The sequence below is a fragment of the Ktedonosporobacter rubrisoli genome (genome assembly GCF_004208415.1).
GTDB lineage: Bacteria > Chloroflexota > Ktedonobacteria > Ktedonobacterales > Ktedonobacteraceae > Ktedonosporobacter > Ktedonosporobacter rubrisoli.
Genome location: NZ_CP035758.1, coordinates 3263911 through 3283957 on the forward strand (window position 1 = coordinate 3263911; position 20047 = coordinate 3283957).

Genomic DNA, 20047 nt, shown 5'->3' on the forward strand with positions numbered 1-20047 from the left:
AATAATGAAGGGAGAAGTTATGAGAAAGCAATTCACTGACAAAGTGGCACTGGTCACAGGTGCGGGAACTGGCATTGGGAGGGCAAGCGCTCAGGCTCTTGCACAGGTGGGAGCACGCGTCATCGTAGCTGATGTGGCAGCAGAAGGAGGTGAGGAGACTCTTCGCCTGATCAAAGATGCAGATGGTGAGGCAACGTTTGTCCAGACAGATGTTTCAAAGGCCGTTGAGGTCGAGGAACTGATCCGGCAGACGATCAGGATCTACGGACACCTTGACTACGCGGTGAATAACGCGGGTATTGCCGGCGAGGAGGCGGGAACGATCAGCCATTCGGAGGAAGGATGGGACCGTGTGCTTGCGATCAACCTCAAAGGAGTCTGGTTGAGTATGAGATATGAGATCCCCGAGATGCTCAAGCAGGGTGGTGCCATTGTAAACCTTTCGTCGTTTGCAGGCTTGCGGGGCAGTGGAGGAACTGTGGCGTACACGGCGAGCAAACATGGCGTTGTGGGACTGACAAAGGCGGTTGCCCTGGAATTTGCCAGGCAGAACATCCGGGTGAATGCGCTCTGTCCGGGCTTCGTCCACACCCCTATGCTCCAACGCATTTTTGAGACACATCCAGGCGTGCAGGGCCAGCTTGCCGAGCGTTCCCCAGTGGGACGAATTGCGAAACCCGAGGAGATTGCGCAAGCAGTCATCTGGCTTTGTTCAGATGCCTCCTCATTCATTACAGGCGCTTGTCTGCCAGTGGATGGTGGCTTGACGGCATGCTAAACTGAACCCGCGGGGAGGATCTGTGAAGCGTCCATCTTCACCGCTCCACAGATCCCGCGCTTCAAGCCGAAAGCTCTTCTTCGAGAGCCATCCGCTCGTTCATATCCAGACGAAACGTGCTATAGGGATTAAGATGCTGACTTGAGATGCATCTCGATCCTCTTCGTTGGTCTCAGCTTCCAGGCTTCGATCAAGCAATGCATCGAAGCGCTCCCGAGACGTGGGTGAGAGTCGATCACAGGTGGTGATAAAGAATCTCTGTTCAGCCGGCGAGCAGGCTGATCTAATTTCCTCCATCGATCTCCAGTTTCAGCACCATTCCCGTTGACAACTACCCCCCATTACCTAGGCAATGCTCTTTCGGCATCGTGGGTGAAAGATAGACATGATTGCCGATGCTTCAAACGACCCCTTCCACGTATACTCCAAGCGTCAGAGTTGGAAAGTGATCCAGGCAGGATCTGGCAAGAGGATAGGCGCACCCTCCTGCCGGATACTCGCTTGCGCATCAGCACTCTTTAAAACTGATAAGGAGTATGAACTAAAGATATTGGACAAAACGGGTTCCGACCGAAAAACCCACCTAAAATCCCGCTGAGGTGGAATAGAACGTTTTCCCTTTGTTAAAGTCAAGTGTCCTTTGGGCGCCGCTCTGAACCAGAAGCGACGTGCTTTCCGAAAAACCGATTCTGGCGCGGGGAGTGGATTTGGGAATGGAGAGTTTTGAGAGAAGCAGTGTTAGTATGGTGCTTCATCCTCTTTCCGAGAGTCCTTCCAAGATCCTGGGCCAGCACCCGTGGCGATGTCCCCCGAAAGAAAGAAGAAAAGAGAGTAAAAAGATGAGTCTTTCAACAACCAGGAAGCCCATTCTGATCCGAGCAGGTCAGAGTGACCTCTCGGGAGTCTATGCAAAACCTTTGAGCGCTCCCCGCGCTCTGATTGTGGCCTTGCATGGGGGCGGCAACTCGGCCGCTATCTTTGATAATACCATCCCTGGCGAAGCTGGCTTCCTCGATACGGCGGCCTCTCTTGGGTACGCGGTGCTGGCGCTGGATCGGCCGGGCTACGGAGCGAGTCGACAGATCGCCGAAGAGCTGAGCACCTTTGACGGCCAGATCGCCCTCCTGCGGCTTGCGCTGATAGCGGCTTGGGAGCAGTATGGAGCTGACGAGGCCGGAATCGTTCTACTTGGCCAATCCTTCGGGGGCTCATCGTCCTAGGGCTGGCAGCCAGCCAGCCTGATGTACCTTTACTTGGTGTGAGCACTCATGGGACGGGATTACGCTGGTTGCCAGGTATCCTCCAAGGCTATCAAAGCTTGTTGACAGATGCCCCCTTCGTCCCAGTCTCTTTCAATGAGAACTCCGGGGCCTATGGGCCCGCCAACGGTTGGGTTCATGAGGCCCGAGAACGCTTGAAGCAGAGTCGAGTTCCTATGCCGATGGCGGAGTTGCGTGAGGTGCTTCGCTTTCCTGAGCATCTTCGCCAGATCAGTGCTGATGTGCGCGTTCCCGTCCAGATGACCCTTGGAGAGTATGATAACGCTTGGGATTCCTCTGCATCCGCGCTCTCTGAACTGAGCCAGCTCTTCCCGCAAGCCCCATTCGTGGATGTGCGTCGCCAACGCTTCGTTGCTCATCAACCCGGTGCCAACAGAGCTTCGCGTGCGTTCTACCTGCGTGAACTGGCTTTTGTCGAAGAGTGCCGGGTTCACAACAGCCTGATTGCCCCTTCACAAGAGCCATAACTTGGCTTTCGTGTTCGATACCGAAGTCGTGACGGTGTGAATACAGGTGAAAAGTCTGAGTTCATTGCCGTCTGGATAAGCATTGCGCGGAGAAAGATCGTGCGCTCATCATCCAGGCGGGGAAGCTGGTGGCTCCACATTCAATAGCACGGGCAGTTGCAGCCCAGGAAACGCGCGTGCCGTTGGATGTGAGAAGAGTTGTCACAGGAAACCAACGGTTTTGAGACGGCTCATCACTATGCAACCTATCCCAAGGCCAGCCATTCGCGGGCTTTTTCAACCACCTCTTTATTCACGACTTGCAAGTAGTTGATCACCAGAATACGCTCAATCTACATCAGCAGCCGGTGAATGACACGGAAATTGCCTCTGATAATTCGCACGATAGCCGCGAGAACCTTTTGATCCGTAAAATCATCCACATGAATATTCATGCCCAGGTGGCCCAGCGCTGCCCAAGAAGCCATCTCGTTTCGTCTTCGGAGAGCACGCGAAACTGATGCGCGAATCCGACAACAGAGTATAGTTGTGGATAGCGCGCCAACGTCTTTTCCAGTCCTGGTTGACCGATCAAGACTAAGCCAAAGTTTCGCGATCATTCGGATCGCGGATCTGCTCTAATGCCGCCATTTTCAAACGTTGGGCCTCATCGACTATGACTAACTCTGTCCGTTTCGGCAGACGATAAGCCAGTAAAAAATCATCCTTCCCACAACTGATTTGTTCGGCAGCTTCCACTAAATACGGGAGCGTTGCTGAAAGGGCTATTACCTCGTGCTCGCTGCGCGAAGGGGTGGCAGCCACTGGAGCCGTGTAGTAGACCGTGCAGCAGGAGAGAACTGAAGTCGAAAGCTGGAGAGCCCGGAGTTGCGAGCAGCTCATGAGGAAACTACTCATCGAGATAGCGTCGCCCAGCCAACGTAAAGAGCTCTTCAGGTAAGAGCGGAGAGAGGAGATCGCAGCGAGCATACTCGCGCGCCAGGCGCGTTTTTCCTGCTCCGGGTACTCCATGAAAGATACCGTTATAACGGTATCTTCGACAGGCATCACAGAATTCCCAAAGCGGAGATAATCCTTGGTTTCAGCAAAGACCAGTTCTTTCGAAAGAGGCGTTCCACTGTTACTATGCCGAAATTCTCCCTCAATGAACAGATGAAAGACCGATGAAGGACCGATGAACTTGTAAAATCAGATATATCTCACCAATATTTTAGAATGCTTGTAGCAAAGTAAAAATTTTTCAGGATTTTACTGCTTGTATACAAGATGGGGTTGTGTTATTATCGCTAGTGCTTGGAATATCGTTTTTGTATGGCAAAGTTTTATTGCCCTAGAGTGATTGTTGCTCACGCCACAAGCAGCAATATGGAACAAACAAAGAGAAATCTCCTCTTGAAAAAAGCGCGCGAACGTCAGGGATGGACCCAGGAGCGGCTAGCTGAGCTTATGGGAGTTGAAGCCCAGACAATTCGGGCGTGGGAACGTGGAAAGAACGCGCCAATGCTGGAAAATCGGCGTCGATTGTGCGAGCTATTAGAGAAGTGGCTTGCTGAGGAACTCTATAGAAAATACCGTGTTCCTCAAAAAGTCGCTCAGGATTGGCTTCATACCAATCAACTTCTTCTACTGCTGGATGGGTTGGACGAGATGGAGGAAGCTGCTCGTCCCGAATGTGTGATCGCGATTAACACCTATCGGCAAGAACATGACTTTCTCCCAGCCGTTATCTCTTGCCGGCAGGAAGAATATTTCGCACAATCGAGGCGTTTAGGATTGCAGAGAGCTATTCAATTAGAACCACTCACGCCGGCTCAGATCGGCACCTATCTGAGCCAAGCGGGACCAAAGCTTGAAGGAGTGCGCAGGGTGCTCAACACAGATGCAGAGCTCCGCCAGCTCATCACCACACCATTGCTGTTGCATATTCTGCTACTTACACATCTTCCTGATACACAAGCCATGCTCGGTATTGGATCGCCCGAAGAACGTCGCAGGGCGCTCTTTGCGGCCTATATCGAGAGAATGTTGCGACGTGGCCGCGCCAATCAACGCTATGCAGATGCTGATACCAAGCGATAGTTGAGCTGGTTGGCGCAATGGTCGGCCGAGCGAATGCAGCCAGATTGGCTACCAGATGCTCAAGCCCAACGCCGCTATCAGAATATGGTCCTCCGATGCATTTTGGGGCTGGAGATCATGGCCGAAATTATGCCACCGACCGTATTCTCCTTCGGAAGATTGGCGGGGGATACATTTTCGTCCATCGCCTCCTGCTCGATTATTTTGCAAACATTGACAAATAAGGATTTTTGAAAGGTTGAAACATGCTAAGTCCTAAAATATCGAGAAAAGGCGATCATGCAATTGTCGTGGGCGGTGGGATTGCTGGTTTGTTGTTCGCGCGGGTTCTTGTTGGCCATTTTGAAAGGATTACGCTGATCGAGCGGGATCGATATCCGACCGAGGCAGCCTTTCGTGCAGGAGTGCCGCAGGGGAGGCATGTACACACCATGCTCTTGCGGGGTCAGGCTTGCCTGGAAAGACTCTTTCCGGGCCTGACCAGCACACTTCTCGCGCACGGAGCAGTTGAACGAGATTTTGTCAACGACAGTATCTACTACTATGGTGCTCGCTGCGCTCGGGAACCGTCCGGGTTACGAGGGTATAATTGTTCGCGTCCATTTCTTGAGCATCATATTCATCAAGAAGTAAAGCGGTATAATCAAATCTCTATCCTTGAAGCACATGAAGTAGTCTCTCTACTTTTTGATCAAAACGCTCAGGTGGTTTGTGGTGTTCGATTTCACCGGCGGGAACCAAACTGTGAGCTTCAGGATTTGCAAGGGGATCTAGTGATTGATGCGAGTGGTGCTTCCTCGCGTATCCTTCAATGGTTGGAGGAGCTGGGGTATGAAAAGCCTGACGAAACGGTTATGAATGCCTATCTTGGTTATGCCTCTCGAATCTATGAGGCTCCTAGCGATCATCAGCCAGCATGGAAATCTATAGCGATCCAGGCGACGGAGCGGCATCGGCGTGGAGGCGTCTTGCTTGCTGCTGAAAAAGGGCGCTGGATCGTGGCCCTCGCTGGCGCTGGCAAGGATTATCCGCCGACCGACGAGCTAGACTACCTTGCCTTTGCGCGTAGTTTGCCTGATCAGGCTCTCTACGACGCTATTCAAGGTGCGAAACCGCTCTCACCTATTTATGGATATCGAAAAACAGAGAACCGATGGAGGCACTTTGAGCGTTTAGAACGCCAGCCGGAAGGGCTGTTCGTCGTCGGTGATGCCATGTGTGTCTTCAATCCAATGTACGGTCAGGGGATGACGGTTACGCTGTTTGAAGCCCTAGCCTTTGATGCTTGTTTACGTTCCATGAAAGGGCAGAAGGGACTTGCTCGACTCTTTCAGCGAAAGGTTGCTCGTATCCTGGCTTTCCCATGGCAACTAGCGGCCAGTGCAGATGCACGTCTTCTTGGTGAGGATAGCCGGGCCAAGGGAACGCGACGATGGCTCCGCCAGTATCTTGAGGCTGTGCAAGCTGCGGCTCCCTATGAGCCGCAGGTTTTCCGCGCTATGTTGGGGGTAACTCATATGGTTCATTCCCCGCTCGCGCTTTTTCATCCACAGATTGTAGTGAAAGTAGTAGCATCCCATCAAAAGCGTGGCGCCAAGTAGTCGAGTGCACGTCAAATTTTGATGGGTCATCGCAAAATCGTGGGGAGCGCTCCAACGAAAGCAGCCGTAGGGCATTCGGTATGCCGTCTGCCCGCTGCCTGACGGGTAAGCTTTGTCACCCTCCTGGTCATGGATGACGCAGCAGATAATCCATTGTTAGCCTTGCCGGAATATCAGGCGTTCAATAAGGGCTTCAAGATCTGGAGAGCAGAGCCGCCAACCGTCGAGCAGGTGACGGTCCGTCGAGCAGGTGACGGTCGATGCCTCCTATCGATTCTAAGGAAAGGATAACCGCTTCAGCGAACCAGGGCGGAACCGAAGGGCGCTCGACAGGAGAGGTTTGAACCTCTATGCATGGCTTGGGTATCATATCGAGAGAGACCTCCTTGTGAGAGTAGGTTGTGTTTCTCTCTAATGAGAGATCTCTTCTCTTATTTCGCTACTTTTTAGGTAGAGTAGGGGCCGGTCGCCCATTCCTGGGTCGCCCGTACCCCTCTCTCCGAACCGTGCGTGCACGTTTCCGCGCACACGGCTCTCCCCTTCGCCTAGATACTCAGGTATTCGGTTTCGGGGCAGCATCAGCACACCCCACTTTTCCTTTCTCATTTTCTCTCAGGCTCCGCTGGCATGCTTCCTCCCAAACAGCGCTGGTTTCGCCTCAGTTGCCTGGGTTTATCCCGCTGTCGGTACCGTTTTCGCGGTCTGCACCAGCCATTACAGCCGTACGTTGAGTAATACCATGCCTCCGTCACCATGCAGGGATGATTCCCTGTTTAGGTGATCCCGCATTTTCAGCAGAAATGAGATGCAGCGTGCTCCAGGTCTTCCGTTCGTCCCTCTTCCCTCGTAGAAAGGGTCTGCCAGAAGAGTTGGAGAGAGAAGGAGAGCTACCATCCTGCTCTCTCTTCTGGTCCAGCGTTTCAGCCATCATTCGCTGGCGTCCGCAAGTAGGCCAGTGAGACGAGAATTCAACCAATCCAGGCTTGACCATACACGCTTTGCGACTTTCCACCCGGAGCATTGATGACTTGCTCCTACGTGGCCTTTGACCCCGACATGCTACACTCCCCCCTCCCTTTCGGGATTCAAGCCAGAGGTGGCAGGGATCAGTCGGGTGTGCACAGGGCCTTCCAACAGCCCTGATATCTTCCGATACACTCCTTTTCTGCCGCTGAAGCGGCGCACCAGCTCGTTGCGCAATTCGTGGGCTGTTCACGAAAGACGGCCCCCACCACCTTGCCGGTGGCATCGTCAATGCCCCCAATGAGCGTGAGGCGCGGACCTCGTTGCTCTAGCCAGGCATGCGGACTTCCATCGATCTGGATCAGTTGTCCTTCTTGTTGGTATCGTGGACGGCGCAAGCGATGTGTTCGCCGCTTGTGTGTTGTGACGACCAAGAAGCCCTCTTCCTGCATGATCCGCCTGAGAGAGGCCCGTGAGATGGAGAGGCCGTCACGTTCTTCAAGCAGATCGCGGATATGACGCTGATTGCAGCCATGATATCTTCCTTTGACCCGTTGGCAGATCTGCTCTCGCACCGCGCTTCTGCAATGCGTCGAGGACTCCTTTTCCCTCGGTTGCCATGCCCCATGCCTGCGACTCCCCCTTCTCGATAGCGCGCTTTGAGTCGGGAGGCGTAGAGTAAGCTCTACTGCATGTGCGCTGCCACTTGTCATACTCAGATATCCTGCCGCGTGCTTTTCCAGGATCTTGATTCGTTCTTCTTGAGAGGTCAGTGTCATGGTGGTCTTCATACTGACATTTTCGACTTCTCTCTTTCCTCCTGACACTATCACTGATCCGTAACAAACGTGATGATCAGCACTTGACACAGAGCAACTTCGCATGGTAGTATCCAGGCACACATCAAGAAAGCGAAGAGCAAGGAAAGATCATGAAGCAAATGGTACGACTACAACAGACATCTGTTGTCAGCGTCATCACTCATTCTCGGGTTGCAAACGCCCCGTATGGGGCGCACTAGCGAGAGAAGAGTGAGAGAAGAGACGACCATGCGAGAGAGGCACGACCATCCGAGGCCATGATGGTCTGACTTGTTTTTCTGTCCCAACACTCCTCCCCGTTTTTTCCCTTCTCCGGTAACAGAGCATATCTTTTCCGTATTGCGCATCCTCCCCTACACTGTTATTCAGAACATGGATCACCTCTCCCATTTGCGCGCGAAAGGATTGCTATGCGTCATTCTTCTCAAAAGTACCTGGCACGTTCGAGCTCTCGCTTTCTGCTCATTAATCGCAACTACACCTTCTTGTGGATAGGAAGCGCGATCTCGTATACGGGTGACGTGCTTTTCCTGATCAGCCTGACGTTATGGATTGGAACACTCCTTCAGAACCAAAGCTATGCACCACTCGCCATCAGTGGTATAGGGCTCTCAGCCGCTCTTCCCGCCCTTCTGATCAGTCCATTTGCAGGAGTGTTTGTGGATCGCTGGCAGAAACAAAAGATCATGCGCTTCATGGATGTGATACGCGCAATCCTCGTTCTCTCTCTGCTGCTGGTAAGCGGGCCAGGTCCGCTTCCGTTTTTTTCGGCATCGACTTCTGTGTTGCCAATTCCTATGAAGCTTGGGATCATCTATCTTGTGGTCGGGGCTCAGAGTAGCTTGAGTCAGTTCTTCAATCCATCGACGAAGGCCCTTCTCAGGGAGATTGTGCCAGAAGAAAGGCTCACCCAAGCCTCTGCGCTCACCACAGGCACTGCTTTCGCTGTTTGGCCTGTTGGGTCAGCGCTGGCAGGAATATGCTATGCCAATCTGGGAGTAAATCTGGCCATTCTTTTGAATGCTGCATCGTTCATCTGTTCCTGGGTGCTCATACGCAGCATGCATGTGTCAGAGCCAGCACCATCTCTCGAAGGCGTAAAACAGGGACTCCATCATGTCTTCAAAGAGCTGTGGGAAGGGTTCCAATGCATTGAAGGAAATCTGCTCTTACGGACACTCTTGTGCGCAGAAAGCCTGCTCGCGTTTGGATTCGGCATATATAACACGATGGGCTTCTTCTTTATCACGCAAAATTTGCACGTCCCTGTGAGTCTCTACGGTCTTTTCAATGGTGTGCAATCATTTGGAGGGATACTTGGAACCTGGCTCATCAGTAGGTCTGCAACAACAAGAGGACATCCCAGAGTGTACTACACAGCAAGGGTGCTCGCTGGGATTGCCATGATGGTGACGGCATTCCAAAGTCAGCCGCTCATCGCTTTGGTTGGCATGGTGATCATCAGTATTGCCCATAGTTGTACGGAAGCTCTCGTTGGTCCGTTGATACTGGGTGCCACACCCGAAAAGATGGAGGGCCGTGTCTTTTCCACCTTTGGAACCGCGACGACCATCAGTTCTTTGCTCGCCACATTTCTGAGTGGGTATCTCAGTAGTACGCTGTTGCATCCTGTTGCTTTCCATGCTTCTTTCATCACTCTCAATGCGGCAAGCATCCTCACTAGCTGTGCAGGCATCGCGCTGCTTGGGGGTGGGTTGTATGCATCGAAACACTTCAGAAAGATGAAGAGCGCAGAGATGTGATGTTCTCACGGACACAGCAAGGCATCCTCTCAGCTTGAGAGGATGCGACACAGGGGTGAGTGAATGCATCTCTGGTCACGAGACATTCCCCACAAAAAGGGTCAGCTCACGTTCCGCAAAGGAGCGGAACGTGACGGGAACCGTACCTTCCTCCTCCACGTGTGAGGCGATACATCTGGCAGAATAAAGAACTGATCAGCCGCGTCACAGTTTTCCTCTTTTACTTATTTGTTTCCTCCATAATCAAATCTGCGATAGCCCCGGGATTGACAAAACTATCAGGTATCATTTTCTCTGGTGGAATATCGACCAAGAAATGCTCTTTAAGAAATTGGAGCAAGCGTACCATTTCCAGAGAGTTCAAAATGCCCCATTCAAGAAGTGGGGTTGTTTCTTGCAGATCGATATTACTTCCATCGAGTATTTGTTGGGCAATGTATTCGTTCAACTGATTTACAATGATGCTTCTTTGCATTCATTCTCCTCCTGCAATTTTTTTAACGCCAGGTGTAATAAAGCATTCCTATCAATTTTTCCATTACTCATTCTGGGAAAAGTTGGTAGCACCTGTAAGTTGTCAATAATCATGTAGCGTGGTAAGTGTTCTGCACAGTAGCGCTTTATTTCTAGCAAAGAGAGAGAAGCCTGATGAAGGCAGTTTACAAAGGCAATAAGGCGAGCTTCTAGCGCTGTTCCAACCGCAAGAACAGCCACTTCTTGAATAGCAGGATGCCGCTCTAAGGCCGCCTCAATTTCGCCCAATTCGACGCGATTTCCGCGTATCTTGACAAGGGAATCATAACGACCTCGATACAGGTAATTGCCATCTTCCTGCAGAAGAACTTTATCACCGGTTGCATATGGCCTTTTCCCTTGTTGAGGTTTTCCCCAATATCCTAGCATGACGCTCGGACCTGCTACCATAAGCTCACCCTCTTCTCCTTGTTGGACAGGCGTTCCGTCTTCCTTCTGCGCCCAGACCGTATCGCCTGAGCAAGCACGACCTATGGGAATACCGTTGGTACATAAAGATATATCGCTGATCTCGTAGAATGTGCATACATTGGTTTCTGTTGGTCCATACAGGTTAAAAATACGGGCGGAAGCGAGTATCTGACACAGACGGCGTATCTGCTTGAGTGGAAATACTTCTCCCGCATACAAAATAATGCGTAAAGAGCGAGAGGCCTCCACAAACTGGTCCCCCTGCTGCATCATCAAGAGAAGTACTGATGGCACTGAATACCAGATACTTATCTCTTCCCGACGTATGAAATCTACAAGTTGTTCTGGATACAAGGACATACTTTCGGAAATAAGGTAAACAGAAGCTCCTACAGAAAAAGCGACATAGAGATCGAACACTGAAAGATCAAAATGAAACGGGGCATGGTTAGCAAAATGATCAGTGGATGTGACGGGTAGTGCCGTGACGGCCCATTGAATAAAAGCCAGGGCATTTCTCTGGCTAATACACACCCCTTTAGGTACTCCTGTCGAACCGGAGGTATAGAGAATATAGGCCATGTCATCCTGAGAGGGAGGAGGCTTGATGATAGGTTGGGGAGAAGAAGGAACAAACTCCTCCCAACAAGGGCCATATTCTCCTTTGTCAAGGCAGAGGTAAGTGATTTGAGGTAAGCAAGTTTCTTGCATGCGTAGAAGTTTCGCCCGGGATTGAGTGGTTATGACTACCTGGATACCGCAGTCCTTTACAATTGTGCCTATCCGTGTTGAGGGGCTGAGTGGATCAAGAGGAACGTAGACTCCATTGAGCCGTAATATCCCTTGCATGGCCGCTATCGCCAAAGCTGATTTTTCTAGCCAGATCCCTACACGATCTCCCGCTTGCATTTCCAACTGCGCCAAACAGGAGGCAAAACGAGATGCGTAAGCGTCAAGTTCACGATAGCTCAGGCTTCTGTCAGGACCTTTGACTGCAAGAGCATCGGGCCAGGTTTGAGCGGCATGGAGCACGATATCGCGTAGACTCATAATCCCAACTCCTTTGCGATAATCTCTCTTTGTATCTCTGATGTCCCCGAAAAAATCGTCGCTGGAAGAGCATCGCGCACCATACGTTCGATGCCATCTTCGCCAGAAACACCCGCAGAGCCATAGATCTGCAGAGCATCCAGGCTGTTTTGAATTGCGGCTTCACTGACTGCCAATTTGGATAATGCGATGGCTTGTGTGGCATCTTTCTGTTGAGAAAAAAGCCAGCAAGCATGATAGAGTAAAAATCTTGCAGATTCCAGCCGCAACTTCATGTTCGCGATCCGATGAGCAATGACTTGCTTTTTCCCGATAGGTGTTCCAAACTGAGAGCGCTTCTGTGCATAGGAGATGGTTTGTTCAAGCTGCCGTTCCATTTGTCCTACATAGGCTGCAAATAGACAAGCACGTTCCCATTGCATAGAGCGCTTGAAAATCAGGGCTCCCTGACCCTCCTGTCCAAGCCTATTGTGGACAGGGATATAGCACTCATCAAGAAGAATCTGGCAGACAGGTGTACTTGTGAGCCCCAACTTCTCAAACGACTCACCAATAAGAAGCCCAGGCGTCTCCCTCTCCACAAGAAATGCGGTAATGCCCAGATAACCATGCGCTGGATTTGTTCTTGCGTAGACAAGAAACAGGTCGGCAAGTGGTCCGTTGCTGACATAACTTTTGACGCCTCGTAAAATATACCCATTTGCTTCACGCCAGGCCTGAGTTTTGAGGGCAAAGATATCAGATCCAGCCTCTTTTTCAGTACTAGCGTTTGCTCCGATATATGAACCGGCGCATAAACCCGGCAACCACCTCTCTTTGAGATCAGCGCTTCCATATTCGGCAAGTGGCATGCAGCAGGAAAAGAGATGAGCTGATGCCGAAAAAACAAGGCCCATATCCACGCAGCCTCTTCCAAAGGCTTCAACGGCATAGGACGTTGTAAGGGCATCATAGCCTTGCCCACCATAGCGTTCTGCGATGCTCAGGCCAAGCAATCCGATGCGAGCGCAGGCTTCCCAATGTGCACGTGTCCACCATCGGGGTAAATCTTTGCTCTCTTCGTGAAGGATCTCTTGCGAAGCCTGCAAAATCCTTTGATAGAGTTGATTCTGCTCCTGTGTCCAGGCAAAATGCATTTTTTCTCCCCTCGCCCTGATTCGTGAACTCATTTTCTCTATCGTCACAGGGAGCGCAGACTTGAATCCTACTCTCTGAAGCAATCTTGTATGCTCTTTCCTTCACCTTTGACGGATATCCGTCGATTTTTTTATAGCAGTAAAGTAGTTCCTCGTTTACCAAGGGAGGTGGACATGCACTATGATCCTCAAGCATTCGATTTTTCTCATTTAGCAAAAGAACCAATCAGTGAGGAAATCGAAACATACACCAGGTATTCCAATCTGACACAACTCCAACTCTCCTACTGGATCATGCAAAAGTTACAGCCAAAAATGAGCATTCATAGCATTGCCAACTGTTTTGTCATTGATGGAGAGGTAGATGTGAGGCATTTTCAACAGGCTTTTCAGGTGCTTGTCAATGCCAGTGATACATTACGGCTCATTATTCTGGAACAGGATGGCATACCTCAACAGTACATAGCCCCTTATAGAGCATATGATATAGATGTTATCGATTGCTCCTCGTCGCCTGATCCATTCATGGAGTTTCAGAAAGCTGCCGCCAGGAGGTTTCACAAGCTTTTTGACTTTTCTCACCGTCTCTTTGATTCCGCGCTTTTCAAACTCAGTAACCAGAAGTATGTCTGGTATTTTAATGAACATCATATTATTGGCGATGCATGGTCCAGGACAGTGCTTTATCGCAGGATGCTAGAATTGTATGAACTTTCACTTCAACATAAGCTGCATTGTGGAAAAACCTATCCCCAGTTTTCTCAGTACCTTTTGCATGAGATGGCTTTCCGGTCTTCGCTGGAATATAAAAAAGCCAGGCAGTATTGGGAGAAAAAGCTTTCAAATGGAAATAATGTCGGGCTTTTTTCACAAAAGAGGCATTATAAGTTAACAGGTGAAATGTGCTGGATCTCTTATCAGCCTGGAAAAGAACGCGTGGAGAGGGTGAAAGCCTTAGCACGAGAGCAGAAATTCGCAGCGTTCTCCATAGATATGGCTCTTTTTGTCGTTTATCTCTCTTTATTATTTCTTTGTCTCTATCATATTACTGGGCAACGCTGCCTTTCACTTTTTACTATTTTTCATCGTCGTCAATCACAACAGTTTCAAGAGACGATGGGACTCCTCACAAAGGAAAGTGTTATACAGCTCCGGATAGAAGAGGAAGATACCTTTCTCTCACTGCTTGCCAAAACCACTACCGAGGTGATTGAGACGCTTACCCATTATCGCTACTCTGTCTTGAATCCTCCAACTACTCGGCATCAGACCGTATACTTTGTTACACAGAATAGTTCCTATCATCCTCAAAATGGCTTCGGTACAGCTTCAATTCGAAATGAATTCCTTGCCGAGGGATACAGCTATGAAAGTTTATGTGTAGAGATAGAAAACTTTAATCAGCTCGCCTATCCTGCTTTCAACTTTTACTTTCGAACTGATATGTTCGAACCAGAAGAGCAGCAACAAATTATTCGACAATTTGAGCAAACTATCGATACCTTCTTAGAAAATCCACTGCGAACTGTTGGCTAGGGGCTGCGGGAATGTGCATTGTTCTCTCACCTGCAACTCTCTAGAGGAGGAACGTTATTGAGCCAATTGGCGCAAAACAAAATCACGGAACACGACAAGACGCTTTTCAACTGGCCCATAAATACCTCCAGAGGCAAATGCTTTGGACGTGATTCCTTGTTGGACCAGGTTGCATTGCTTGATATCTTGCTGCATGATAAGGCTAGTAAGGGCAACGGTATCCATTGGATCAAAATCTGGCGCAGCGATAACCTCAGGTTCGAAGAGCCAGAAAGCCTCGATGGCCGTTGTCTGAGCACTTCGCGGATGGAAAATCAATACCAGGGCATGATCACGAATAAGCAGAATAGAGGTGTTAGGCAACAAGGTTGTTGAATGAATGAGGCGTCTCTCTTCGGGAGCTAACGTGGAGAGTGGAGGGCGAGAAGCTCGTCCGGTGAGAGTAAACGCTTCGGCGTGTTCGGCCAGCGGAGGGGATGTCCTGGCTTCTGTAAGGATAGGATACGAACGGATGGTTGGAAACAGATCACAAAATTCGGGGTGGATGGTAGGACAATGATAACATTCCAGGCCATTCTCAAAGGCGATCTTCCAATTGGCCTGCACCTCATAAACCTCTCTCTTACCTACCTCTAGCCCCTCTAGATGCTGAAGAAAGGCGGCGGGCTGATCTGCATCCTCGAACTGGTTACTCAGTTGAGAGGACAAGGGAGCAGGCGAGGGAGAGAGGTTGATCCAAATCAGGCCCCAACAGAGCTCTAGAGCCACGGGCACTAAGCCAAAGGCAGCAGGATCAAAATCCTGGGCATGGAGCACATTGGGTGCGCCAAGCAAGCTGCCGTCAAGTTTGTAGGTCCAGCCATGATAGCTGCATTGCAGCGCCCCTTTGAGCCGTCCCGCCGTCCTGGCACACAGGCGTGCACCCCGGTGCCGACAGACGTTGAAGAAGGCCCGCAGAACCCCTTGCTGATCGCGCAGGAGAATAAGGCTTTCCTGGGCCAGAGTCACGAGCTGGTACATGCCTGGATTGGGCAGCATGCTGCTATGGCCCACACAGATCCACTGGCGCGAGAAGATGCATTCTTGTTCGCGCGCATAGATCTCCGCAGCGTGATAGTAGTGGCCGGGCAGAGTCGCAGGCAAGGGCTCGTGAGCGCTTGTCGGTGGGGTCATCGTTTCTTCCTCTCTTGCTAGCTAGAACTGGGTATTCCATTTCTCATTGATAAACAAAGATGATCATGAACGCGATTGGAGGCAATAGCCTGGACAAGAGTTCATAAGATAGGTTTGCAATCGTCTTTATCTAGGAGGGCCAGGGTTTGAGCAAGCGCTTCAATGCCAACAGCGGTGTTGGGAGCCAGGCCAACTTGAAGGTGAGAAATTCCTTGCTGGGCAAAAGCGCGAAAAAGTGCCGCTAATTCCTCTGGTTTCCCTGTTTGTGCTCTCTCTTGTGGCCATGCATTGACATCACGCCCTGCAAACGTCACTTTCACCTCGATAGTCCGCTCCAAGGTGGTTGGAGGACGCTGGAATTGGTGACAGGCATCATCCACTTTCACGTGTAGTGCGTCAATACGCTCAGGGATGCATTGACCAGAGGACCAATAGCCATTCCATATATCAGCATATTGTGCTACCAGTCTGAGGAGGCGAGGGCCTGGATTTTCCGAAGTTCCTATAAGAATAGGTGGGCCCTCCTTTTGTGGGCCACCCGGAGAGAGTTCGCAATCACACACCTGATAGTGTTTTCCAATGAAATGGGCGTGACCCGTCTTCAGCAGGCTATGAATGATGCGCAAAGCCTCTTCAAAGCGGCCAAAACGCTGTTCCCAGGGAAAACCAAAGGCACGATGCTCTTCCTCCATTGCGCCAGTTCCCAGCCCTAAGATAAGGCGTCCCCCGCTTATCTCGTCGACAGTAGTAGCGATCTTGGCCAGTAATGCTGGATTGCGAAAGTTGTTGCAGGAGACGAATGACCCGAGCTGAACACGTGATGTTTCTGCTGCCAGACCTGCCAGCAGGGACCAGCATTCCCACATCCCAAGCATTTCTCCATTTTCCATCCGTAAGATCAAATCATCAGTTACCCAAAGAGAGTCAAATCCCGCATCCTCGGCCTGACGAGCGAGCGTAAGTATATCAGCCCATCTTGGGGTCTTGCCGTCCATACCATCTGTCCATGATGGTAAAATGAGCCCAACCTTCAAGGGGCGTTGATGTCCCTGAGACCGAGATGCAGCTTGCTTTGCTATCATTCCACTTGTTCCTTTGATGGGTTGAACAGAAATTTCTTTTTTTCCATAACCTTTGTTTCTCTCCCTGTGAAAGATTGATCAGTCAAAAGAGAGCGAGAACTTCCTCAAGCCATGTAAAGCTCTGCCGCTCTCCCACTCTGCCTCCTCGATCACTGGATTATGGAGGTGTTGGAGCAATGTTTCCAGGGCTATTTCTATTTCCATGCGGGCAAGAGAAGCCCCAAGGCAGTAATGGATACCGTGCCCGAAGCTAAGCGGTCGGTTCTCTGCGCGCAAAACATCGAGATGGTCAGGATGAGGAAACTGCTCAGGATCGTGATTCGCAGCTCCCAGACTGATAATGACCTGAGCCCCCGCTCCAATCTGCTGCCCTTGCAGGTGCAGATCACATGTGGCTCTACGGGCTACTTCATGGATAGGGCTATCATAACGGAGAAGCTCTGTTACTGCTTGCGGCAGCAAGTCTGGATGTTGTCTTAATAACCGCATCTGGCTGGGATGCTCAAGCAAAGCATAGAGACTGTTGCTAATCACATGAGAGGTGGTTAAGAAGCCTGCAACCAGCAATAAGATACAGGTTCCAAGCAATTCATCTTTGTTGAGCCGATCACCTTGCTCTTCTGCTCTAATCAGGATTTGCAACAGGTTGTCTTGCGGCAGCTTCTGACGTCTGTGAATCAAGCGACGAAAGTAATCTATACACTCAGAAATGCTCTGCAACAAAGGGATGCGCTCGGCAAGAGGGAGAGGGACCTCTTGGACTAAGGCGTCCAGGTCATGCGCCCATTTGAGGAAGAATTTGCTATCCTCATGTGGAACACCCAGGATATCCACAATGACCTTCATGGGTACCTGGAAAGCGAAGTCATGTAGTACATCTAAATGTTTTTCTACATGTGCCTTCTCTAGCAGTTGCTGTGTAGATTGCCGTATCTGTGTACGCATCGCCTCTATATTACGTGGAGTAAATGCCCTGGCTACCAGCCCACGCAGGCGCGTGTGATGCGGTGGATCTTGCAGAAACATCATGTGAGAGAGAATGGAGAGTAAAGGCGCATACTGATCCTGGAGAGACTGTGTGGCTTCTGAAAGATCGTCATGAAATACCTGAGCGGAGAAGTGGGAATCATGTAACACGCTCATTGCGGCACGATATCCTAAAATTGTCCAGCAGTTCAATTGTTTATCCCAAATTATAGGCCCTTTCTCGCGTAGACAATGATAGAGAGCATAAGGATTTGCTGCATAGGCGGGTTCCATGATACTCGCTAAGCTCAGCGGCAGATGGGTCGATTCCATTGCTCCTCCTTTTCCTGAAAAGTTCCATGATCCTGGAAGTGGAAGAGTTGTTTATCCTCTCTCCAACATTTCCAATATAGGAACAAGAGCTTCAATGCCTCGAAGGGTAGATGGGGCGAGATAGAGCTGAAGATGCGAAATTCCTTGATGGGCAAATGCGCGTAATATCTCAGTAATTTCCTCTTGCTCACCTTTGATAGCCCCCTCAGTAAAATTCCATGGCCCTAATATGATCTGATGCCTGGAAATACTCATCCCCACGCTGAGTGTTCGCTCCAGAGTCTCAGGGTCGCGGTTATGTGTGTGACAAGCCGCGTCAATTTTCTGCCGCAGAGGCGGAACAACATCAGGTGCGCTTCGTTCAAATCCTAACCAACCGTTCCAATAGGTGGCATAATGTGCTACGAGACGCAGTAAACGTGGACCTGGGGTAGATGAGGTGCCTATTAGAAGTGGTGGACCATGTTGTCGCGGACCACGAGGAGACAACTCGCACTCCTGTACCTGGTAATACTTCCCCACAAAATTTGCATAGCCCGTCTGAAGGAGGCTTTGAACGATGATCAAAGCTTCCTCCAGACGACTAAAGCGCTCTTCCCAGGGAAAACCAAAGGTCTGATGCTCTTCTTTTTCTCCACCAGCGCCTAAACCAAGCACGATTCGTCCTCCGCTCATCTCGTCGACAGTATCGGCGATCTTGGCCAGTAATGCTGGATTGCGAAAGTTATTGCAGGAGACAAGTGATCCTAGCGTAATGTGCTTCGTCGAAGCCGCCAGAGCGGCGAGCAAAGACCAGCACTCCCACATCCCCACACGGTCTCCGGTCTCAAAACTGAGAAGAAGATCATCCACGACCCAGAGGGAGTCTAAACCTATCTCCTCTGCAAGTTGCGCCATGGCAAGTATATCTGTCCAGCGAGGGGTTTTCCCTTCCTGGCTGCCTGTCCAGTGAGGGAGCAATAAGCCTATCTTAAGTGGACGCTGCTTTTGCTTGATACCAGCCATTTCCTTTTGCTACTCCTCATCTAGCCTTCTTGCTTACACTCAACAACGTAGAAGACCGAGGCGAGCTTTCCCAGGAAATGATAGATATACCATAAGGACATCAATTCCATTGTGCGACATGCTTCATCGCCAAATTGTGCTTCACAACTCGTACGCAAGCGCCTCAAGCGGGAAAGTTGAAGCAGAGGATGGGTATTGGAAAGTTCCCTCTCAAAGAGATATTCGTACGTCTCGCTCCCTAAGAACTCACGGGAATATATTACAAAGTGGGCTGCCGTGAGCATGGCTTCAAACGTTGTAGGAGACATGTTTTCTGGTACGAGCTGCACATTTTTGTAGAGATAGGTCGCTTCGGATGGCTCCAGCAATTCTGTGGCCAACGTTGCCATAATAAGCATTTTCCCGGAAGGCTTCAGGACGCGGGCGCATTCTTGAAAAGCTTGCGGTAACTTCTTGATATGTTCGAGCACGCCACAACACACGAGTAAATCGAATGTGTCTGACGCAAAGGGGAGCGCTAGAATATCCCCCTGAAGAAAGGTGATCTGTTGCCTCATATCTAGTTCTTCAACCCGGCGGCATGCCTCCTTAAGACTCGTGGCAGCAATATCAACGCCGGTTACATGACATCCGAGTCTCCTGGCAAGTTCAATAGCGTGCGGCCCACATCCAGTACCAACATCCAGAACAGCAGAGTGCTCACCAATGCCTAATTGGGCAGCCACCTCATACATGAGAGCGTCGGAACGAGGTGCGTGACTTTGCTGAAGGTAATTTGCGAGTTCTCCATACTGTTGGGACAAAAACGGTCGGTAGAGATTCTCCATCTGATACGTGATATTTGTCGTCATGCCGCTACTTTTCCTCTCTTCCTTTTCTTCAAAGGCTTTTTCGACTGCAGAGCGCTTCGGATTTATAGAAGCCAAAAGGCGCCTCTTCTCTTTGTGGCTACAAGTAATTAACTTTTTCTCTTTGCTAATCGACGCCACTAGGATTTTGCGTAGGGTGAAACGCCGAGAGCTTTCCTATAAGGGGACCGAAGGCGTTCCTTTGCATTTGTGCTCAGTCT

The 20047-nt window shown here is 50.4% G+C and carries 20 protein-coding genes; 7 read left to right on the forward strand and 13 right to left on the reverse strand.

What is annotated here, in order from left to right:
- The first annotated feature begins 19 nt into the window (after positions 1-19).
- Entirely contained in the window at positions 20-778 is a 759-nt protein-coding gene (locus EPA93_RS14660) for an SDR family oxidoreductase (protein WP_129888235.1), read from the forward strand.
- Positions 779-877: 99 nt separating this feature from the next.
- Here EPA93_RS14660 and EPA93_RS14665 read toward each other — a convergent pair whose 3' ends face one another.
- Positions 878-1075, reverse strand: coding sequence for a hypothetical protein (locus EPA93_RS14665; protein WP_129888236.1), 198 nt, complete (start codon positions 1073-1075; stop codon positions 878-880).
- A gap of 542 nt (positions 1076-1617) precedes the next feature.
- Here EPA93_RS14665 and EPA93_RS14670 point away from each other — a divergent pair.
- The gene (locus EPA93_RS14670; protein ID WP_165423110.1) at positions 1618-1998 is read left to right on the forward strand and encodes an alpha/beta fold hydrolase; all 381 of its coding nucleotides are present in this window, start codon (positions 1618-1620) and stop codon (positions 1996-1998) included.
- 98 nt (positions 1999-2096) lie between these two features.
- Positions 2097-2525 (forward strand): hypothetical protein, encoded by a 429-nt coding sequence (locus tag EPA93_RS14675; protein WP_129888238.1) that lies wholly within the window; start codon positions 2097-2099, stop codon positions 2523-2525.
- Positions 2526-2857: 332 nt separating this feature from the next.
- Here EPA93_RS14675 and EPA93_RS50315 read toward each other — a convergent pair whose 3' ends face one another.
- A complete protein-coding gene (locus tag EPA93_RS50315; RefSeq protein WP_277988891.1) occupies positions 2858-2992 on the reverse strand; it encodes a hypothetical protein in 135 nt (44 codons plus the stop codon).
- Between the two features lie 109 nt (positions 2993-3101).
- The gene (locus EPA93_RS49070) at positions 3102-3572 is read right to left on the reverse strand and encodes a TniB family NTP-binding protein (protein ID WP_207229551.1); all 471 of its coding nucleotides are present in this window, start codon (positions 3570-3572) and stop codon (positions 3102-3104) included.
- A gap of 318 nt (positions 3573-3890) precedes the next feature.
- On the opposite strand from EPA93_RS49070, the gene EPA93_RS14685 reads away from it, so the two are divergent.
- Both EPA93_RS14685 and EPA93_RS14690 read left to right on the forward strand, forming a co-directional pair.
- On the forward strand, positions 3891-4604 hold the full coding sequence (locus EPA93_RS14685) for a helix-turn-helix transcriptional regulator (protein ID WP_165423111.1): 714 nt from the start codon (positions 3891-3893) through the stop codon (positions 4602-4604).
- A 245-nt stretch (positions 4605-4849) separates the two neighbouring features.
- Positions 4850-6205, forward strand: coding sequence for an NAD(P)/FAD-dependent oxidoreductase (locus EPA93_RS14690; RefSeq protein WP_129888240.1), 1356 nt, complete (start codon positions 4850-4852; stop codon positions 6203-6205).
- Between the two features lie 193 nt (positions 6206-6398).
- On the opposite strand, the gene EPA93_RS48380 is transcribed toward EPA93_RS14690, so the two are convergent.
- On the reverse strand, positions 6399-6575 hold the full coding sequence (locus EPA93_RS48380; RefSeq protein WP_165423112.1) for a hypothetical protein: 177 nt from the start codon (positions 6573-6575) through the stop codon (positions 6399-6401).
- Between the two features lie 736 nt (positions 6576-7311).
- On the reverse strand, positions 7312-7959 hold the full coding sequence (locus tag EPA93_RS14695; RefSeq protein WP_129888241.1) for a hypothetical protein: 648 nt from the start codon (positions 7957-7959) through the stop codon (positions 7312-7314).
- A gap of 440 nt (positions 7960-8399) precedes the next feature.
- Between EPA93_RS14695 and EPA93_RS14700 the strand changes: the two genes are divergently transcribed.
- Positions 8400-9752: an MFS transporter gene (locus EPA93_RS14700; protein WP_129888242.1), complete on the forward strand. Its 1353-nt coding sequence runs from the start codon at positions 8400-8402 to the stop codon at positions 9750-9752.
- 220 nt (positions 9753-9972) lie between these two features.
- Here EPA93_RS14700 and EPA93_RS14705 read toward each other — a convergent pair whose 3' ends face one another.
- The 3 genes from EPA93_RS14705 to EPA93_RS14715 are packed head-to-tail and all read right to left on the reverse strand — an operon-like array spanning position 9973 to position 12883.
- The gene (locus EPA93_RS14705; RefSeq protein ID WP_129888243.1) at positions 9973-10227 is read right to left on the reverse strand and encodes an acyl carrier protein; all 255 of its coding nucleotides are present in this window, start codon (positions 10225-10227) and stop codon (positions 9973-9975) included.
- On the reverse strand, positions 10206-11747 hold the full coding sequence (locus tag EPA93_RS14710; protein ID WP_129888244.1) for an amino acid adenylation domain-containing protein: 1542 nt from the start codon (positions 11745-11747) through the stop codon (positions 10206-10208). The genes EPA93_RS14705 and EPA93_RS14710 overlap by 22 nt, the downstream gene beginning before the upstream one ends.
- The gene (locus EPA93_RS14715; protein ID WP_129888245.1) at positions 11744-12883 is read right to left on the reverse strand and encodes an acyl-CoA dehydrogenase family protein; all 1140 of its coding nucleotides are present in this window, start codon (positions 12881-12883) and stop codon (positions 11744-11746) included. Before EPA93_RS14715 ends, EPA93_RS14710 begins: the two co-directional genes overlap by 4 nt.
- A 90-nt stretch (positions 12884-12973) precedes the next feature.
- On the opposite strand from EPA93_RS14715, the gene EPA93_RS14720 reads away from it, so the two are divergent.
- Positions 12974-14419, forward strand: a complete 1446-nt coding sequence (locus EPA93_RS14720; protein WP_129888246.1) for a condensation domain-containing protein — start codon at positions 12974-12976, stop codon at positions 14417-14419.
- A 54-nt stretch (positions 14420-14473) separates the two neighbouring features.
- Here EPA93_RS14720 and EPA93_RS14725 read toward each other — a convergent pair whose 3' ends face one another.
- The 5 genes from EPA93_RS14725 to EPA93_RS14745 all read right to left on the reverse strand — a co-directional run bounded on the left by EPA93_RS14725 (position 14474) and on the right by EPA93_RS14745 (position 19829).
- Positions 14474-15592, reverse strand: a complete 1119-nt coding sequence (locus tag EPA93_RS14725; protein ID WP_129888247.1) for an aromatic ring-hydroxylating oxygenase subunit alpha — start codon at positions 15590-15592, stop codon at positions 14474-14476.
- Positions 15593-15693: 101 nt separating this feature from the next.
- Positions 15694-16674 carry an LLM class flavin-dependent oxidoreductase gene (locus EPA93_RS14730; RefSeq protein WP_129888248.1) on the reverse strand — a complete coding sequence of 327 codons (981 nt, stop codon included), beginning with the start codon at positions 16672-16674 and terminating at the stop codon, positions 15694-15696.
- A gap of 78 nt (positions 16675-16752) precedes the next feature.
- Complete coding sequence (locus EPA93_RS14735; RefSeq protein WP_129888249.1) at positions 16753-17973, reverse strand: cytochrome P450; 1221 nt, start codon at positions 17971-17973, stop codon at positions 16753-16755.
- Between the two features lie 51 nt (positions 17974-18024).
- On the reverse strand, positions 18025-18978 hold the full coding sequence (locus tag EPA93_RS14740; protein ID WP_129888250.1) for an LLM class flavin-dependent oxidoreductase: 954 nt from the start codon (positions 18976-18978) through the stop codon (positions 18025-18027).
- Positions 18979-18998: 20 nt separating this feature from the next.
- On the reverse strand, positions 18999-19829 hold the full coding sequence (locus EPA93_RS14745; RefSeq protein ID WP_129888251.1) for a class I SAM-dependent methyltransferase: 831 nt from the start codon (positions 19827-19829) through the stop codon (positions 18999-19001).
- Positions 19830-20047: the final 218 nt, after the last annotated feature.

Bases quoted from the DNA above. Each gene is read 5' to 3' on its own strand.
- EPA93_RS14725 (WP_129888247.1), bottom strand. From the start codon at position 15,592: ATGACCCCACCGACAAGCGCTCACGAGCCCTTGCCTGCGACTCTGCCC.
- EPA93_RS14715 (WP_129888245.1), bottom strand. From the start codon at position 12,883: ATGCATTTTGCCTGGACACAGGAGCAGAATCAACTCTATCAAAGGATT.
- EPA93_RS14700 (WP_129888242.1), top strand. From the start codon at position 8,400: ATGCGTCATTCTTCTCAAAAGTACCTGGCACGTTCGAGCTCTCGCTTT.
- EPA93_RS50315 (WP_277988891.1), bottom strand. From the start codon at position 2,992: ATGGCTTCTTGGGCAGCGCTGGGCCACCTGGGCATGAATATTCATGTG.
- EPA93_RS14740 (WP_129888250.1), bottom strand. From the start codon at position 18,978: ATGGCTGGTATCAAGCAAAAGCAGCGTCCACTTAAGATAGGCTTATTG.
- EPA93_RS14730 (WP_129888248.1), bottom strand. From the start codon at position 16,674: ATGATAGCAAAGCAAGCTGCATCTCGGTCTCAGGGACATCAACGCCCC.
- EPA93_RS14690 (WP_129888240.1), top strand. From the start codon at position 4,850: ATGCTAAGTCCTAAAATATCGAGAAAAGGCGATCATGCAATTGTCGTG.
- EPA93_RS14710 (WP_129888244.1), bottom strand. From the start codon at position 11,747: ATGAGTCTACGCGATATCGTGCTCCATGCCGCTCAAACCTGGCCCGAT.
- EPA93_RS14705 (WP_129888243.1), bottom strand. From the start codon at position 10,227: ATGCAAAGAAGCATCATTGTAAATCAGTTGAACGAATACATTGCCCAA.
- EPA93_RS14720 (WP_129888246.1), top strand. From the start codon at position 12,974: ATGCTCTTTCCTTCACCTTTGACGGATATCCGTCGATTTTTTTATAGC.
- EPA93_RS14695 (WP_129888241.1), bottom strand. From the start codon at position 7,959: ATGAAGACCACCATGACACTGACCTCTCAAGAAGAACGAATCAAGATC.
- EPA93_RS14665 (WP_129888236.1), bottom strand. From the start codon at position 1,075: ATGGAGGAAATTAGATCAGCCTGCTCGCCGGCTGAACAGAGATTCTTT.
- EPA93_RS14745 (WP_129888251.1), bottom strand. From the start codon at position 19,829: ATGACGACAAATATCACGTATCAGATGGAGAATCTCTACCGACCGTTT.
- EPA93_RS14685 (WP_165423111.1), top strand. From the start codon at position 3,891: ATGGAACAAACAAAGAGAAATCTCCTCTTGAAAAAAGCGCGCGAACGT.
- EPA93_RS14670 (WP_165423110.1), top strand. From the start codon at position 1,618: ATGAGTCTTTCAACAACCAGGAAGCCCATTCTGATCCGAGCAGGTCAG.
- EPA93_RS14660 (WP_129888235.1), top strand. From the start codon at position 20: ATGAGAAAGCAATTCACTGACAAAGTGGCACTGGTCACAGGTGCGGGA.
- EPA93_RS48380 (WP_165423112.1), bottom strand. From the start codon at position 6,575: ATGATACCCAAGCCATGCATAGAGGTTCAAACCTCTCCTGTCGAGCGC.
- EPA93_RS14735 (WP_129888249.1), bottom strand. From the start codon at position 17,973: ATGGAATCGACCCATCTGCCGCTGAGCTTAGCGAGTATCATGGAACCC.
- EPA93_RS49070 (WP_207229551.1), bottom strand. From the start codon at position 3,572: ATGCCTGTCGAAGATACCGTTATAACGGTATCTTTCATGGAGTACCCG.